This is a genomic window from Curvibacter sp. GW821-FHT09D12, from assembly GCF_059416245.1.
Genome location: NZ_JBWKOU010000013.1, coordinates 87,938 through 103,029 on the forward strand (window position 1 = coordinate 87,938; position 15,092 = coordinate 103,029).

Annotated in this window: 9 protein-coding genes and 1 pseudogene; 4 read left to right on the forward strand and 6 right to left on the reverse strand. The window is 67.2% G+C overall.

Features of this window, described 5'->3' with window-relative positions:
* Window positions 1–101 precede the first annotated feature (101 nt).
* Both AC07PT_RS20050 and AC07PT_RS20055 read left to right on the forward strand, forming a co-directional pair.
* Window positions 102–1,505 (forward strand): putative bifunctional diguanylate cyclase/phosphodiesterase, encoded by a 1,404-nt coding sequence (locus AC07PT_RS20050; RefSeq protein WP_494657844.1) that lies wholly within the window; start codon window positions 102–104, stop codon window positions 1,503–1,505.
* A gap of 146 nt (window positions 1,506–1,651) precedes the next feature.
* Window positions 1,652–2,116, forward strand: a complete 465-nt coding sequence (locus tag AC07PT_RS20055; RefSeq protein ID WP_494657845.1) for a GNAT family N-acetyltransferase — start codon at window positions 1,652–1,654, stop codon at window positions 2,114–2,116.
* Window positions 2,117–2,271: 155 nt separating this feature from the next.
* Here the strand turns inward: AC07PT_RS20055 and AC07PT_RS20060 are convergent, their stop codons facing one another.
* The 5 genes and pseudogenes from AC07PT_RS20060 to AC07PT_RS20080 form a co-directional block, all read right to left on the reverse strand.
* Complete coding sequence (locus tag AC07PT_RS20060) at window positions 2,272–2,523, reverse strand: phosphotransferase-like protein (RefSeq protein WP_494657846.1); 252 nt, start codon at window positions 2,521–2,523, stop codon at window positions 2,272–2,274.
* A gap of 214 nt (window positions 2,524–2,737) precedes the next feature.
* Entirely contained in the window at window positions 2,738–4,453 is a 1,716-nt protein-coding gene (locus AC07PT_RS20065; RefSeq protein ID WP_494657847.1) for an RNA/DNA-binding domain-containing protein, read from the reverse strand.
* 36 nt (window positions 4,454–4,489) lie between these two features.
* A pseudogene (locus tag AC07PT_RS20070) lies at window positions 4,490–4,618 on the reverse strand (type I restriction-modification system subunit M N-terminal domain-containing protein); the annotation flags it as partial.
* 322 nt (window positions 4,619–4,940) lie between these two features.
* Complete coding sequence (locus AC07PT_RS20075) at window positions 4,941–5,474, reverse strand: phosphotransferase-like protein (protein ID WP_494657849.1); 534 nt, start codon at window positions 5,472–5,474, stop codon at window positions 4,941–4,943.
* Window positions 5,471–6,427 (reverse strand): sterol desaturase family protein, encoded by a 957-nt coding sequence (locus AC07PT_RS20080; RefSeq protein ID WP_494657850.1) that lies wholly within the window; start codon window positions 6,425–6,427, stop codon window positions 5,471–5,473. The genes AC07PT_RS20075 and AC07PT_RS20080 overlap by 4 nt, the downstream gene beginning before the upstream one ends.
* 233 nt (window positions 6,428–6,660) lie before the next feature.
* Here AC07PT_RS20080 and AC07PT_RS20085 point away from each other — a divergent pair, with 233 nt between their 5' ends.
* A complete protein-coding gene (locus AC07PT_RS20085) occupies window positions 6,661–7,260 on the forward strand; it encodes a GNAT family N-acetyltransferase (RefSeq protein ID WP_494657852.1) in 600 nt (199 codons plus the stop codon).
* Window positions 7,261–7,272: 12 nt separating this feature from the next.
* Here AC07PT_RS20085 and AC07PT_RS20090 read toward each other — a convergent pair whose 3' ends face one another.
* Window positions 7,273–7,815, reverse strand: coding sequence for a GNAT family N-acetyltransferase (locus AC07PT_RS20090; RefSeq protein WP_492350218.1), 543 nt, complete (start codon window positions 7,813–7,815; stop codon window positions 7,273–7,275).
* 509 nt (window positions 7,816–8,324) lie between these two features.
* Here AC07PT_RS20090 and AC07PT_RS20095 point away from each other — a divergent pair.
* Window positions 8,325–14,948: a type I polyketide synthase gene (locus AC07PT_RS20095; protein ID WP_494657853.1), complete on the forward strand. Its 6,624-nt coding sequence runs from the start codon at window positions 8,325–8,327 to the stop codon at window positions 14,946–14,948.
* Window positions 14,949–15,092 lie beyond the last annotated feature (144 nt).

Consider the following 15,092-nt stretch of genomic DNA (forward strand, 5'->3'; position numbering starts at 1 on the left):
GCCGCCCCAGACCAAGACCCGCTCAGCATTCCAGTCTTGCCTGAGAGCAAGACAAGCCCCACGGTTGCTGCCAGAATAAACAAGGGAGGTTGAAGGAAACGATGCCGAACGCCGCCGCACGTCTCATGCGCAATCTGCGTCACCTGTGGGTGGCCCCCGAACTGGGGCTGCTGTACCACCGGCGAGAGCGGCGCGTGCGCCTGCTGACCAGCGTCATGATGATGACCATGGGCCTGGTGTGGGGCGCGTTCTTCGTCTCCAAGAACCTGTGGCTGGTGGTGGGCATGGACGCCATGCTCTTCTTCTTCGGGCTGATCAGCCTGACCCTGACCTGCCTGAACCGGCGCCAGGCCGCCAACTTGGTCATCTTTGGCAGCCTGCTGATCATCGTCATCGGCAATGCCGTGCTGCTGGACCCACCCAGTGCCCTGGCCCCGCGATCCACCCACCTGTACCTGCTGGGCCTGGGTGTGGCCGCGCTGGTGGCTTTTCGCGACGACGACCCGCGCCTGCGCTACGGCGTGGCCCTGCTTTGCCTCAGCACCTTTGTGGTGCTGGCCGCCACCACCGCCAACTTCGTGCCTGGCTACGCCCTGCCCGACGACATCCGCGTGCCCGGCACCTGGCTGCAGACCCTGGCCGCCACCACCATGCTCACCCTGCTGGTCAACGTGCTGCTGACCGACGCCACCGAGCGATCCGAGCTGGAGGCCGACCTGGTGCAGGCCCTGGTGCAGCACCAGTTCGAGCTGCACTATCAGCCCCAACTGGACACCACGGGCCGGGTGCTGGGCGCCGAGGCCCTGCTGCGCTGGCGCCACCCCACGCGCGGCCTGGTCATGCCCGGCCAGTTCATCGACCTGGCCGAACAGACCGGCCTGATCGTGCCCATCGGCCAATGGGTGCTGGAGACCGCCTGCACCCAACTGCAGGCCTGGTCGGAACACCCCGAGCGCAGCGCGTGGTGCCTGGCCGTGAACATCAGCCAGCGCCAGTTTCGCCAGGCCGACTTTGTGCCCAAACTGCTGGAACTGCTGCAGCACCACCACTTCAGCCCCAGCCGACTGGAACTGGAGCTGACCGAAACCATGCTGGTCGAAGACATCGACGACATCAAGACCAAAATGCTCACCCTGGCCAGCCACGGTGTCACGTTTTCGCTGGACGACTTTGGCACCGGCTACTCGTCCCTGAACTACCTCAAACGCCTGCCGCTGAACAAACTCAAGATCGACCAATCCTTTGTGGCCGACGTGCTGACCGAAGCCAACAGCGCCGCCATCGTGCGCATGGTGCTGGCCCTGGGCAGCACCATGAACCTGCAGGTCATCGCCGAAGGCGTCGAAACCCCAGAGCAACACGCCTTTCTGGTGGACAACGGCTGCCAGCAATTTCAGGGCTACCTGTTCAGCCGGCCTGTGCCGGTGCGGGAGCTGGAGGCCTGGCAGGGATCAGCGCGCGCCGGGTGGCCTGGGGCGGTGGGTGGCGGGGTATTGGCCAAGTGAAATCGCAGGGGGCGAGCACATGGGGGCATCTGGCCTGGGCCCCGTTGAAAGGGCCCCTTGTGCCCGGCTTGCGCTAGGGTGGGGCCCCACAAAATCGGCTCAAGGGGCCCGAACCGGGGCGACTTCAGACACCAGGAGCACAACACATGAAGATCCGACTGATTGACGCCAGCGAATTGAACGACCTGCTGGCACTGTACAAACACCTGCACACCACAGACGAGCCATTGCCTGAAACCAACATCGTGCAAAGCGTGTGGCACGAGTTGCTGAGCCACCCTCGGTATCGGTACTTTGGCGGCTACCTGAATGAGCAGTTGATCGCGAGTTGCAACCTCACCCTCATTCCCAACCTCACCCGGGGCTGCAGACCCTGTGGCGTGATCGAGAACGTCGTCACCCATACCGAACATCGAGGTCAAGGTCACGGTCAGGCGATCCTCCAACATGCGCTCGCACAGGCCTGGTCGGCGGGCTGTTACAAGGTCATGCTGATGACCGGCCGCAAAGACCCCGCCACGCTGCGCTTCTATGAGTCAGCGGGCTTTGATCGCCATGAAAAGCAGGCCTTCATCGCCAAGCCACCGGCCCCGATGGGTGCCGAGGGATGAGAGAACGGGATGAGGATGAAAGGCCCGAAAAGACAGTGCCCTCATTTGCCGAACGTCACCCGGTGCGGCGGAGAGGCGTCACTTCGAGCCGCGAGGGCCGCTCTTGGAAGCGCTAAAAGGGCGGGTCGCACAGGCCGCTGTATGGGCGGCCCGGTTCATCCCAAAAGCCGCCGAATCTCAGCAGCGACCTCCTCAGGCGAGCCCATCGACGTATCCACCACCAGATCGTAATCACGAACAAACGCCAGATGCCCGAATTGCTCCCGCGCCATGCCCGTCGCGCGGTCATCACGAAGTCGCTCGCGCTGCTCCAGCGTGGCCAGAGGGGCTTGGACCCCCACCAGGCACAGCGGGCGGGCTGACAAAACGTCAAGGCAGGCCTGCAGCTCGGCCTCATCGCGCAGCACGGTGGCTTCCGTCGTGCCTCTCCCTGATAGGCGTAGAAAAGCAGCCTTTGTAATCCAGATGGCTGTTGGCACGCACCCAATTCGGCGCTTTTTTGAGAAGTTTCCGAGAAGCATCCGGACCGTTTAGCAAAGCGTTTAGCAAAAATCCCTATAACCCATTGATTTAAATAGATTTTTTCTCATCCAGATTGTTAGAAAGAAGTTTGCTAAACGCTCATTTCAAAGTGTAGAAAGGCTTTCCTCGGGCCACCTGCTTGACCAGGAAGCCATCACCACCACTCCATTTTTTTAGATAGCGAGACGCCTCAACCGACGCAGAGGGCGACTCACCCAGCCCGAGGAGGTCGCGCAACTGCGCGTTGTCGATGCGTTGGTGATCCGCCAGATAGACCTTCACCATCTCGGCGTACCGGACCGGGTTCAGCCCACGCGTGCGGGTGTAAGCCGCTTTGCCCTTCAATGCCTTGGCTACCCCCTTGGCTAGGTGGTAGGTGGCCGCAGAGGTATGGCCTTTGCGCTCCATCAGGTCGAGGGGTGGTTGGCACATGGCCTCCAAAACCTGCTTGGCCTCGTCTTTTTGCAATTGCAAGACTTCGGCGACCTCTGCTACATCAATGAATGACTGCCCCATCAATGTGTCCAAAACCAGAAGGTGGTCCAGCGACACGTCGGCCCCTTGCGCATCGAGTCGCGCCACCAACTGAGCCAACTCTTCATGGGTCTCGCGGTTGAACATGCGCAAGGTGACCGAAAAACCATCTGTTTGATAGACAGGGCGGCGTTTGCCATAGATCAGTGCAGATCTGAAGATGCGGCGCCGGCCCACACCAGACGACTCAACCAACCTCAGCTTCACCAAGGCGTTCGCCAGCGTCCGATTCCGGGGCACGGCCTCATGCCGCAGGATATTCTCAGGCGTGATGCCCGCAACAAAACCACCCGGGCTGGTCACAACCAGTTCTTTGGAGGAATGCCGAATGAGAATCTCCCCCGGGTTCAGATAGTCGCGGTGCGTCAGGGCATTCAACACGGCCTCACGCACCCCCTCCACCGGAAACTGTGGAATGCGCACCTTGAATAGGCCCAACTCCACCTCACGCTCGGGGTTCAGCGGCCCGACAAACACCTGCTCCATGCGCTCCACCGCCTCCAGCAGGGGCAAGCGGTCGATGTCATTGCGTGCCACAGTGGTCTCACTGTCGTGCAGCACGTAATGAAACTGGGCTTGGGGGCAATGTGCAGTCAGCACTTCACGCCTGGCAAACAACAACATACCGGCGTGTGTCACCCGTCCATCCCGCACGGCCTCCAAGCCCTGCAGAAAGCGGGACTCAGACAACTCCAATAAACCTGACGAAGGCGCCTTGGTTCGCAAAATCTGCCGCGCCCGTTCGATTTGCAGCGGATCTAGGTCCTGCAGCGTCAACCCCTGTGCCACCGCACCACTCCAATCCAAGGCGGCGGTTCTCACCTGTGCGTGCTGAAACGCACTGGGATCCAGAGGCATGCAGTTTTTGCTGATCCGCTGCTTGAACAGACCAGCCGCCGTACCATAGGGTTTGTTTTGCCCCGCTGCCACACGCATCACAAGCAAGCGGCCTGTGCCTTCCGGCACCAGTAACTCAAACACTTCGGCGTCGATCCCTGGAATCGTGCCGTCGTATATACCCCGTCGAAAAACATCCAGATCGTGCCCCTTACAACCCTGAATGGCCTGGGCTCGCCCTTTCACCTTGTCCGCAACGCCAAAGACCACCGCGCCACCACCCGCATTGGAGAAGCACACGGCGTACTCGCAGGCCACCCTGAGATCTTCTTTGGGCCCCAGTGAAGGTTTGAAATCCAGGTATTGGCCTTCCAGGTCATCGGCCACGTGGTGATCCAACTGATCCACGATTTGAACGATCTCGGAGGCGCTAGGAATGCTCATAACAAGGCCGCGGCAAGTTGTGACTCGGCCTCAGGGGGCACCATTGTCAGAGATACATTTGACGACGATGAGGCCCAGCACCCAGTGCTTGTTTTCGGCCGCGTCCATGTTGGCCCAAAGCTTGTCGGCGGTGGCCCAGAGGGTCTTTTTGATGTCTTCCAGCATGCGGTCGTCACCAGGGTCGCCTCATCCATTGGATCGGCACACTCCCTGCAGTTTTTTTGTTCGTTGATGCGGGATGATGGTACACAGCTTTACAGGACCATCGTGAAGCATGTGACCCAAGATCATCAAGCCTGATCCTGTCGCCAAATTGGCCCGGATCCTCTGCTCGACATTCATGCAACACATGAAGAATTAGAAGCTGACGGGGCTTCCGGTTTGTTGAAGCGGCCAAGCGGGACCGGCGGGGGGGGGGAAGCCCGGCAGCCTTCACGGAGGAGCCAGTGCACAAGGTAGATCTCGTCATCAGGCCTGGGCACGTTAGCTAACCACCCAAAAGCCGCCGAATCTCAGCAGCAAGCTCCGCAGCCGACCCCGTCGACGTATCCACCACCAGATCGTAGCCACGAACAAACGCCAGATGCCCGAATTGCTCCCGCGCCATGCCCGTCGCGCGGTCATCACGAAGTCGCTCGCGCTGCTCCAGCGTGGCCAGAGGGGCTTGGACCCCCACCAGGCACAGCGGGCGGGCTGACAAAACGTCAAGGCAGGCCTGCAGCTCGGCCTCATCGCGCAGCACGGTGTCCAGGATGATTTCAAACTCGGAGTCGACCAGGCGGCGAAGCGTGGCGCGCAAGTTCTCGCAGTGGATGCGGTAGGCCAGCGCCTGCTCTTGGGCACTGCGCATGTCGCGGCGCCTTGACATGGTGACAAAGGCGTCCAGGCTCACATGAAACGAGGGGACCAGGGCGCTGTCTTGCAGGGCCGCAGCGATGCTCGATTTGCCCGCGCTGGTGGGGCCGTGCAGAACGATGGCGAAGGGCTTCCGCGCTAGTTGGCGGCCATGGCCTCGGCTCACGCCGCTGCCGCCGGCTTGCCAGTCTGCGAGGCCACAGCCTGCACAGCGGGTTCGGCCGCAAAGCCTTGGGCCTGGGCTGCCTGGCGAAGCTCTTCCGTGGTCTCCCCAGCGCCGCCCGGCCTCCAGCCCGGGGGCCGCAGCAGGTAGCCCAGCAGGGCACGGGCCGAAGGGGCGGCTTTCACATCGCGCCACAGCGACAGCCAATGCTCAAACTCGATCTTGAACAGGTTGTAGCCCGTGCTGGGTTTGACCAGGCCGTAGCGGATCGGTACGCCCTGCTGCTCGGGAATGTAGGTGCCAAACAGGCGGTCAAACACGATCAGAACGCCACCATAGTTGCCATCAAGGTAGATCAGGTTGGAAGCGTGGTGCACGCGGTGGGCCGAGGGGGTGTTCAGAATCCATTCCAGCGGGCCCAGACGCGGGATCCAGGTGGCGTGTATCCAGAACTGGTAGAGCAGGTTCAAGGACAGCATCACCAGGATCACCCTGGGGGGCATGCCCAGCCAGGGGGCGAGCATGAAGAACAGCAGGGTGCCGGTGAGTTTGCCCGTCCAGCCAAAACGGTAGGCCGCCGACAGGTTGAGCTGGTTCGAAGAATGGTGAATGGCGTGGGTGCACCAGAACCAGCGGATGCGGTGGGCGGCGCGGTGGTACCAGTAGTAGCAAAACTCCTGGCCAATGAAGCAGGTGGCCCAGCCGGTCCAATGGTCCATGGGCAGGGTGAAGAGGCGGTGCGCCCAGATCCACTGCATGGCGCCAAACCAGAAGCTGAGCGGCAAGGCCCAGCGCAAAAAGTACTCGCGCACCAGAAAATCGATCAGCGAGATGCCGGCGGCCTTCCAGTCGTAGGGGCCCCGTCCCTTCCACAGCGACAAGACCACGGCCTCAAGCAGCGAAGCCACCAGCACGGTGACCACGGCAAATTTCAGAACCATCAACATCGCGGTCATGGCCACTCCTGCTGGGTTGCATTGGATGTGCGCGGATTTTGCACCAAGGGCGCCAAACGGCTTGCGGGGTCACGCAAGCTCTCACGGCATCAGCATGGCCTAGCAGCCCGACCAACGGCCAGCCACCACCCCCCAAGGGCCCGCGCCAGCGCGGCCTGGCCCCCAAGAATCTGAAACACCGGCCGGGGCCCAATGCACTCCCCTCGCGCCCGGCTGCCCCCATGCCACAGGCCATGCCACCCCCCTGCCCCATCCGCCCCGCCACCCCCGACGACCGGCCCGCCCTGGCCCACATCATCGGCAGCGCCTTCGCCGACGACCCCGTGTCGCTGTGGGCCATGGGCTCGGCGGCCTTGGTGGTCGACACGTTTGCGGCGCTGATCGCCCAGGTGTACCTGCCGCGCGGGCATTGCACGCTGTTGGGGGATGGGCAGGCCGCGGCGCTGTGGTTGCCGCCGGGAGGGCACAAGCAGCTGCCGCTGGCGGCCACGCTGGGCCTGGGCTTGAGGCTGCTGGGGCGGGCCCACCCGCGCCACAGTTGGCGCGCCTGGCAGCTGGACCAGGCGCTGCAGGCCCGGCGGCCGGCGCGGCCGCACCTGTACCTGTTCGCAGTAGGGGTGTTGCCCGGGCAACAGGGGCAGGGCCTGGGGCACCAGCTGATCAGCCACACGCTGCAGCAGTGCGATGCACAGGGGCTGCCGGTGTTTCTGGAGAACACGCACCCGCGCAACCTGGGGCTGTACAGCCGCCTGGGTTTTGAGGCCCTTGAAACTTATGCGCCGGTGCCGGGCTGCCCGGTGGTGACGGCCATGTGGCGCCGACCCCTGCCGTAGGCCATGCCCCCATCAAGCCACGATGGAGCGCTGCAGCAAAAACTCGGGCTGCTGGTTGAACTGCACTTTGTCGATGCTGCGAAAGCCCAGTTGCAGGTAGCCCAGCAGGTGCTTTTTGTCGCAGCTGGCCCACAGCAGGCGGATGCCGCTGGCGCGCAAAAGGGGCTCTGTCGCCTCGATGAGGGCGGGCAGCACAAAGCGGCGGCCGACCATGATGCGTGACGAAAACAGCACCAGGCCCTCGGCTGTCTGGCCCTGCTCCTTGGGCACCGAAAAACCATAGCGCTCAAGCTGCAGGGTCACGCCCATGTCGAAGTTGAGGGCCACGGCGCCGATCAGCTCGCCCGCCACCTCGGCCACCACGATGCGCTGGCCGGCATAGGGCACCAGGATGCGGGCGCGCTGCGGTTCGGGATCGAAGGCCCACAGGGTGTCGAAGGTGCCCGGGGGGTGCTTGCGAAAGGCCTGGTACAGGGCTTTTTCATAGACGGCCAGGCGCTCGGGGGCGCTCAGGTCGAGCTCGGAGATGCACAGGTCTGAGGGAGTGGGGAGCATGGTGAGTGGCAGGGCTAAGGGGGATGCTGCGGCAGTATCGAGCGGCCGTTGGCGCACACCGGGCCGGGCGGCGTGGGCGTCGATCACCGGCGGGGTTGGGGGGGCGCATGAGCGGCTGGGTGCAGCCCCCTCAGCGGTCAGTCGCGAGCGAGCCCAGCCAGCCATCGGTTGGCCGGGCTGGCCCAGTCGATGACTGGCGGGCCAGGCCTCCGAGTTTCGGCAGGCCGGCCATTAGAGTGAAACGATGACATCCATTGACCACCTGATGCGCGCCAATGCAGGCAAATCGTTGACTCATGTCAATTTCAGCAGCCTGTCGATGCCGCAGCCAGGGGCACCCTCCGGGCCACCGGTGGCGCCACGGCGCGCGGTGCCGCCGGGCTGACGCCTGGCGGGTGACCCCGCCCCGTCTTCCCTCCCCCCCCCCTCTTCTGTACACCCTGCGGCCCCCGCCGCGGGGCGGGGTTTCTTTTGCCTTTTGCTTTGTTTTCACACCAAGGGAGTTCTTCATGCGTGAGATCGCGATTGTCGGAATCGGTTGCCACCTGCCCGGGGGCGTGCGCAGCCCGGCAGACCTGTGGAACCTGCTGCTCAGCCAGGGCGACGGCATGGTCGACATCCCGCCCGAGCGCTGGAACCAGGAGCGCTTCTACGACCCCGACCCTGAGGTGCCCGGGCGCCTGTACACCCGGCGCGGTGGCTTTCTGCAGGCCTCGCTCGAAGAGTTCGACCCCGAGTTCTTTGGCATCTCGCCGCGTGAGGCGGCCATCATGGACCCGCAGCAACGCCTGCTGTTGGAGGTGACCCAAGAGGCGCTCGACGACGCGGGCCACGCCAGCCGGGTGGCCGGGCGGGCGGTGGGGGTGTATGTGGGCGGGTTCACGGCCGACAACATGGCGGCGCGACACAACGAGGCCACGCGCCGCGCCATCTCGATGCACACCCCGACCAGCAGCAGCTACACCATGCTGTCCAACCGTCTGTCGTTTGCCTTCGACCTGCGCGGGCCCAGCATGACGCTGGACACAGCCTGCTCGTCGTCGCTGGTGGCCCTGCACCAGGCCGTGGCGGCGCTGCAGCGCGACGAGATCGAGATGGCCCTGGTGGGAGGCGTCAATGCCATGCTGCGGCCCGAGACCTTCATCTCGATGTGCAAGGGCCACTTTCTGGCCCCCGACGGGCGCTGCAAGACCTTTGACAAGGCCGCCGACGGCTACGCCCGCGGCGAAGGTGCGGCCATGGTGGTGCTGCGCCCGCTGCAAGCCGCCCTGGCCGATGGCGACCGCATCTACGCGGTGGTGCGGGCCACGGGCTGCAACCAGGACGGTCGCACCCCCGGCATCACGGTGCCCAGCGAGCAGGCCCAGGCCGAACTGATCGCCCAGGTCACCGCGCGGGCCGGCCTGGCACCGGCCGAGATCGGCTATGTCGAGGCGCATGGCACCGGCACCTCGGTGGGCGACCCGATCGAGATGGCGGCCATCGGCCGCATGCTGGGCGCGGTGGCGGGGCGCCAGGTGCCGCTGCGCGTGGGCTCGATCAAGTCGTCCATCGGGCACACCGAGGCGGCCGCGGGCGTGGCCAGCGTGATCAAGGCGGCGCTCACCCTGCACCACCGCACGGTGGCGCCCCAGGCCGGGCTGAACGAACTCAACCCTGCCATCCCCTTTGAGGACTACCGCCTGCAGGTGCCGCGCCAGGCCGAGCCGTTTCCGGCCGGCTACGCGCAGCCGGCGGCATCGGTGAACGGCTTTGGCTATGGCGGCACCAACGCCCACGCGGTGCTGGTGGGTGCGCCCGACGCCGTCACCACGGCCGCCACCGCCCCCACGGCGTTGGCGCAAGCGCCACGCCGGGCACGATCCCCCCTGGCCCGCCTCTGCCCCGTGTCGGGCCGCAACGAGGCCGGGGCCCGGGCCTATGCCCAGGCGCTGGCCGAATCGGTGGCGGCCCTGAGCAGCACCGACGAGGTGGATGCCTGGGTGGACGCGCTGTGGACACGGAGGCAACACCAGCCCTGCCGCTTTGCCGTGCCCTACGCCGATCGCGACGAGCTGCTGGAGCGCCTGCGCGAACTGGGCCTGGGCCGCGGCAAGGCCCCACAACGGGTGCTGCCGCAGCAGGGCGCGCAGCCCGAGCTGGTGTTTGTGCTCAGCGGCATGGGCCCGCAGTGGTGGGGCATGGCGCGCCAGCTGCTGACCGCTGAGGGGCCGTTTGCCCAGGTGGCCCGCGAGATCGATGCGATCTTTCGACCGCTGGCGGGCTGGTCGCTGATCGATGAGCTGCTGCGCGACGAGGCGCAATCCAGGGTGGGCAGCACGCGGGTGGCGCAAACCGGCAATTTTCTGGTGCAGGTGGGCCTGGCGGCCGAACTGGCCGCGCTGGGCATCCGCCCGGCGGCCCTGGTGGGCCACAGTGTGGGTGAAGTGAGCGCGGCCTACCTGTCGGGCATGCTCAGCCTGCGCGAGGCGGTCACCGTGTCGTACCACCGGGCACGCCTGCAGGCCCAGCAGGCAGGTACGGGCAGCATGCTGGCCGTGGGCTTGCCCGAGGCCGCCGTGCAGGCCCGCATCACCCACCTGCAGGGGGTGGAGATCGCCGCCGTCAACAGCCCCACCGGCGTGACGCTGGCCGGTGCCACCGAACCCCTGCAGCAACTGGCCGCCGAGTGGGAGCAGGCGGGTGTGTTCAACCGCCTGCTGCAGGTCGAGGTGCCTTATCACAGCCACCGGATGGATCCGATATTGCCGGCCTTGCGCGATGCCCTGGCCCGGCTGAATCCGCAGGCCCCGCAGCGGCCGCTGTACTCCACCGTGAGCGGCCAACGGGTGAGCACCGAGACCGCCCCCGAGCTGTGGGATGCCGACTACTGGGCCGCCAACGTGCGCCAACCCGTGCGCTTTGCCGCGGCTCTCGACGCGCTGGTCAACGACGGCTACCGCGGTTTTCTGGAGCTGGGGCCGCATGCGGTGCTGTCGGGCAACATCCGCGAAATTCTGAGCCGGCGCGGCGAGCCCGGCGCCAGCGTGCCCACCCTGGTGCGCCAGCAGCCTGACGACGCCAGCCTGCGCGCCACCCTGGCCGAGCTGTATGCGCTGGGCCTGCTCAGCGATGCCGCCCCACCCGGCGGGCTGCTGGGCCCGGTGCCGCACCGCGATCTGCCGGTGCATCGGTTTCAGCGCGTGCCCTTGTGGGCCGAAGTGCCTGACCTGCGGCGCGACCGCCTGGGCGACGAAGGCGCCCCCGTGCTGCCAGGCCTGCGCACCCGGGCCAGCCAGCCCGAATGGGAGTGCGACATCAGCGTGGGCGCCCTGCCCTGGCTGCACGAGCACGTGGTGGCCGGCATGGTGCTGCTGCCCGGCGCCGCCTACCTGGACGCGGCCCTGGCCGCGGCGATGGCCATCACGGGGCGCGAGCACCCGGCGCTGCAAGACGTGGTGTTTGTGTCGCCCCTGATCGTGGGCGAGCACGAGGCGCCGGTGCTGCGCCTGTCGGTCGACGAGGACACCCGCCGCTTCACGGTGCGCAGCCGCCTGAACGACGACAGCGACTGGGTGGTGCACGCCCGAGGCCGCATCGTGGACGCCCGGGTCAACCCGCCGCCGGCCAAGGCCCCAGACCTGCCCCCCAACCCGGCCCCCGATGCCGAAGACAACACCCACCCCATCGATGGCCCCCGACTGTATGAACAGCTCAAGGCGGCCGGGCTGAGCTACGGCCCGCAGTTTCAACGCATCCAGCGGGCCACGGTGAGCGGCGACCGGGTGGAGGCCTGGGTGGACGGGCGCCTCAGCCAGCAGCGCCACCAGGCCCACCCGGCCGTGCTCGACTGCGCCCTGCAGTGCATGGCCGCCTGGGCCAGCGCCGCGGCATCGTCAGCCGAGGCCGGGGCCGCCGCCGCGAGCGGCCCTCTGGTGCCCGCCGCCGTGCAGGCGGTGCGCCAGTTCGGGCCGCTGCCCGAACAGTTGCGGGTCAGCGTGACCCGGGTGGCCCCCGAGGCGCACGAGGCCGATCTGGTGGCCCACATCACGCTGTCAGCCCCCGACGGCCGCTGCGTGATGGAACTGGCCCGCGTGCAGTTTCGCCCCATCACGCCGCGCCAGCCTCTGCTCGACGAGCTGCAGCCGCACTGGTACGAATGGGTGGACACCCCGCTTGATGCACCGCTTGATGGGCCGCCTGCTGTCCCAGCGGATGAAGCGCCGGCACAGCCGCCCACGGCGGACCTCAGCGCCGAAGCCGCAACAGCCACGGCCGTCACAGCAACAACCCCGCCCCTGTTCATCGTCGGCCTGGGCCCGGACAGCCGCAGCTGGGTGCGCGCCCTGGAGGCCACCCACCCGGCCAACCGCTCGGTGACGGCCCAGGGCTGCGAGCCCGGGGCCATTGCCGAGGCGGTGGCGCCCCGGCTGCGCGGCATGCTGGCCGAAGCCTCAGGCGCGGTGACCGTGGTGATCTGCGCCACCACGGCCGCCGGCGCCGCGCCCGCGGCGGGCAGCCCCACCGACGGCTTTGACCTGAGCCAGGCCATGGCCGGCCCGGCCGCGCTGGCTGGGGTGGCCACCGCCGTGCAAGAGGTGCTGGCCGAACTCGAAGAAACCCTGGTGCACCTGCCCCTGGTGCAAGGGCTGGTGCTGACACAAAACGCAGGCATGGCCGCCATGGGCGCCATGGGCGCCAACGCCCCAGCGACGCCCTCAGTCCCCGACGCCGCGCCGCCCGGGCTCAGCCTGGCGTCCCTGGTCGGCGCGCGCCGCACGCTGCGCAACGAGAACTCAGCCCTGCGCTGGCGCTGGCTGGACGTGGACCGACAAGCCACCCCCGCCGACGTGCTGGCAGCCTGGCACACCATGACCCAGGGCAGCACCGAGATCGACGAACTGAAGCTGCACGGCGGCCGGGCCCTGGCCCCGCAGCTGCAACGCACCCTGGCCCAACGACGGGCCGGCTATGAGCAAGGCCGGCGGCTGCCGGACCCCGAGACCAACTTTGCCATCGAGCTGCCTGGCACGCGGCTGCTGGCCGACCTGGCCCTGCGCGAAGCGCCCCGCCGCGCCCCCGAGACGGGCGAGGTGGAGCTGCGCCTGGAAGCCCTGGAGCTCAACTACAAAGACGCCATGAAGGTGATCGGCCTGCTGAGCGAAAAAGAGCTGGGCGGCACGTATTTCGGCATGAACATCGGCATGAGCGGGGTGGGCGTGGTGACCCGGGTGGGGGCCGGGGTGGCGGATGGGATGAGCGACGGAGTAGTGCGGCTGCAGGTGGGCGACACGGTGGTGTTCGGCACCCGCGGCATGGCGCAGCGCTATGTCACCACGGCCCTGGACCATGGCTTTTTCCTCGCCGTGCCGGCCAGCACGCCCCACGCTGAGCTGGGGGCCATGGTGCCTTTTCTCACGGCGCATTACAGCGTGGTGCACGCGGCGCGGGTGCAGCCCGGCGAGGTGGTGCTGGTGCACGGGGGCGCCGGTGGCGTGGGCATGGCGGCCATCCAGGCAGCACGGGCCGCAGGCGCCACCGTGATCGCCACCGCCAGCACGCCCGAGCGGCAGGCGGTGGCAAGGCAGATGGGCGCCGAGCACACCCTCGATTCACGCTCGCTCAACTTTGTCGATCAGGTGCGGGCCTTGACCGCCGGACGCGGCGCCGATGTGGTGATCAGCTCGGCCCCGGGCGAGATCCTGGGTGCCAACCTGGCGGTGGCGGCCGAGTTTGGCCGGGTGGTCGAGGTGGGCAAGCTCGACATCTTCACCAACCGGCCGCTGGCCCTGGCCGCGTTCGAGAAAAACCTGAGCTTTCAGGCCATCGACATCGATCGCATGTCGGCCTTCCGGCCCGCGCTGGTGCAGCAGTTGCAGGCCGAGGTGTTCGGGCAACTGGCGGCAGGCCACTACCGCCCGCTGCCGGGCGAGCTGATCCCGGTGTCGCGCATGGCCGAAGCCTTTGAGAAGGTGCAGCGCTCGGCGCATGTGGGACGGGTGCTGCTGGGCTTTGACGACGCGACCGCCCTGGTGCGCCCCGCCCTGCCGTACACCCGCATCGAAGCCCAGGCCAGCTACCTGATCACCGGGGGCTTTGGCGCCTTTGGCCTGGCCACCGCCCACTGGCTGGCTGCCCGCGGGGCACGCCACCTGGTGCTGGTGGGGCGCAGCGGTGCCACGCTGCCCGCACAAACCCAGGCCGTGGCGGCCTTGCAGGCCCAGGGGGTGGAGGTGATCAGCCGGCAGCTCGACATCACCCACCCCGATGAGGTGCTGGCGCTGCTGCAATCCCTGCAGGCCAGCCAGCCACCGCTGCGGGGCGTGTTCCACACCGCCGGGGTGGTGCAGGACGGGCCTTTCAGCGCCTTGAGCGAACAGGCGCTGCGGGCCGTGCTGGCGCCCAAGGCCCAGGGCGCCTTCAACCTGCACCGGGGGCTGCTGCAGGCCGGAATCACGGTGGACCACTTCGTGCTGTTCTCGTCGGTGGCGGCCATCACGGGCACCGTACCCCAGACGGCATACGCCGCCGCCAATGCCGCGCTGGACGCCCTGGCCGCCTACCGCCACTCGCTGGGCCTGGCCGCCACGGCCGTGAACTGGGGCGCCTTGAGCGGCGGCGGCATGGCCGAGGCCTCGGACGAGGTGGCGCGCTACCTGGCGCTGATGGGCTTCCAGACCACGCCGATGGCGCGGGCCTGCGACTACCTGGACGCGGCCCTGGCGCTGCAGGCCACCCAGGCCGTGATCTGCGAGATCAACTGGGACAGCTGGGGCCGGGCCCATGCCGCCTCGGCCTCGGTGCGGCGCTTTGCCGATCTGGTCAGCACGGCGCGGGCCGGCAGCCGGGCCGGCAACGAGGTCATGGCCCAGCTGGCCGCCCTGCCGCCCGAGGCCCGTGCGGAGGCCTTGAGCGAGCTGCTGGCCGGGCACATCGCCTCGGTGATGGGCATCCCGGCCGAGTCGGTGGACCGGCAGACGCCGCTGCCCGAACTGGGCATGGATTCCCTGATGGCCGTGGAGCTGAACCTGCGCGTGACCACCGCACTGGGGGTCGAGGTGCCGGCACTGGAGTTCACCCGCGGCGGCGGGTTGAACGCCCTGGCGGCGCGCCTGCTGCGCCGCATGGAAGAGGCTGCGGCGCGGGCGGGTTGAGGCAAAAGCTTATCACCCACTTGACAACCATCAGGACACTGCCAAGATGCCATGGGACGCCAGCAGTGCGCAAGCGCTGAAAGCGCTGGTGGGGGTGTATGCGCTTCCTGGCAGATGTTGGGCTGTGCTGACCCTCCACGCCGC

Coding starts and splice junctions, on each gene's coding strand:
- AC07PT_RS20080 (WP_494657850.1), bottom strand. CDS start 6,427: ATGACCGCGATGTTGATGGTTCTGAAATTTGCCGTGGTCACCGTGCTG.
- AC07PT_RS20065 (WP_494657847.1), bottom strand. CDS start 4,453: ATGAGCATTCCTAGCGCCTCCGAGATCGTTCAAATCGTGGATCAGTTG.
- AC07PT_RS20050 (WP_494657844.1), top strand. CDS start 102: ATGCCGAACGCCGCCGCACGTCTCATGCGCAATCTGCGTCACCTGTGG.
- AC07PT_RS20055 (WP_494657845.1), top strand. CDS start 1,652: ATGAAGATCCGACTGATTGACGCCAGCGAATTGAACGACCTGCTGGCA.
- AC07PT_RS20090 (WP_492350218.1), bottom strand. CDS start 7,815: ATGCTCCCCACTCCCTCAGACCTGTGCATCTCCGAGCTCGACCTGAGC.
- AC07PT_RS20095 (WP_494657853.1), top strand. CDS start 8,325: ATGCGTGAGATCGCGATTGTCGGAATCGGTTGCCACCTGCCCGGGGGC.
- AC07PT_RS20085 (WP_494657852.1), top strand. CDS start 6,661: ATGCCACCCCCCTGCCCCATCCGCCCCGCCACCCCCGACGACCGGCCC.